The sequence below is a fragment of the Paenibacillus koleovorans NBRC 103111 genome (assembly GCF_004000845.1).
GTDB classification, from domain to species: Bacteria; Bacillota; Bacilli; order Paenibacillales; family NBRC-103111; genus Paenibacillus_AA; species Paenibacillus_AA koleovorans.
In genome coordinates this window covers 1-1,387 of sequence record NZ_BIMA01000251.1, presented here as the reverse complement: position 1 = coordinate 1,387, position 1,387 = coordinate 1, and the positions used below count along the sequence as shown (strand labels likewise).

General features: G+C 52.8%; 2 protein-coding genes. Both read right to left on the bottom strand.

The genetic code is table 11. The features are described 5' to 3' along the window. Positions 1–853: IS3 family transposase (locus PKO02S_RS32030; RefSeq protein ID WP_246067672.1), on the bottom strand; the 853-nt coding region annotated here is incomplete at its 3' end. Positions 854–864: 11 nt separating this feature from the next. Continuing rightward, on the bottom strand, positions 865–1,161 hold the full coding sequence (locus PKO02S_RS33055; protein WP_218034002.1) for a transposase: 297 nt from the start codon (positions 1,159–1,161) through the stop codon (positions 865–867). Positions 1,162–1,387 lie beyond the last annotated feature (226 nt).

The following is a 1,387-nucleotide window of genomic DNA, read 5'->3' as shown; positions in this document are numbered from 1 at the left end:
CAGCCTTCTTTTTGAACTGCGCAGCAAATTGAACCGGCGACAAGTAGCCGATCGAACTGTGGATTCGCTTTCGATTGTAGATGAATTCCACATACCGAAAGATAGCCTCATAAGCCTCACGCTTGGTGATGAACTTGGTACGGTAGATGAGTTCTTTCTTCAGGAGGCTATGAAACGACTCTATACACGCGTTATCGTAGCAATTGCCTTTGCGACTCATGCTGGGCTTCATGTGGTACTCGTCTAGCTTGTCTCTGTACTCCTTCGATGCGTACTGCGACCCGCGGTCCGAGTGGTGGATCAGTTCCTTACCCGGCCGCTTCGCTTGATAGGCGGCCTCTAGTGCCTGCAAGACGAGGTCGGTGGTCATCCGATCCTGGAGACGCCACCCTACAATCTCGCGGGTGCAGAGGTCCATGACACTCGCCAGGTACAGTCGGCCTTCGCGGCAGGGAATGTAGGTGATGTCCGCCACCCATACCATGCCTGGCTCGGCGGTTGTGAAGTTCTGTTCGAGCAGGTTTGGCGCGATCGGGAGGTCGTGGTTGGAATCGGTTGTCTGGACTTTGAACTTCCGGGAGACACACGAACGGAGCCCGAGCTCCTTCATGTAGAGACTAACCGTACGCTCAGAGATCGTGATCCCTTCTCGCCAGAGCAACCGCGTAATTTTCGGGCTGCCGTAGCATTGATCGTTGTCATGGAAATGGTACACAATCCGTTCCTGCACCTGGGCCTTGCGTTGTTTCTGTTTACTCAGGATCGCCTGTTTCCACTTATAGTAGCCGCTCCGCGACACTTGCATCACTTTGCACATCTTCTCGAATCGAAACTCGGAGCGATGATCTTCGATGAATTGGAACCTTAGTTCTTTTCTTTGCTGAAGATGTGCAGCGCCTTTTTTAGAATGGCGAGTTCTTCTTCCAGATCTTGATTCTTTCGTGCTGCCTCTTGCAATTGTTCTTCCAGCTGACGCATTTTCTCCGGCTGCACGACAGGTTCATTCTCAAACGAGCGGTACTGCGTCATCCAGTTGCGGAGGGTTCCTGTGGGAATATTCATTTCCTCGGCGATCTCCGGGAGCGTCTTCGTCTGCTCTTGCACATATTTGACGGCTTGCTTTTTGAACTCTTCATTGTATCTCTGGCGGTGCTCACTCATTTCTGGACACCCTGCTTTCATCGTTATCGTGTACAACCCATTGTAGCCCCTTGAGGGTAGCGGACGCACGGTGTAAATCATGGCATGGGGCGCTGCCCCAAACCCCGTCCTCGCCGGATGGCAGGTGGTCTTTCATGAGACCACTGCAACCGAAGGATTGGGTTACGTGAGGCAATCAAGGGTCAAGATGAACTTCGCTTCGCTCGCCCTTGATTCCCGCATCCGT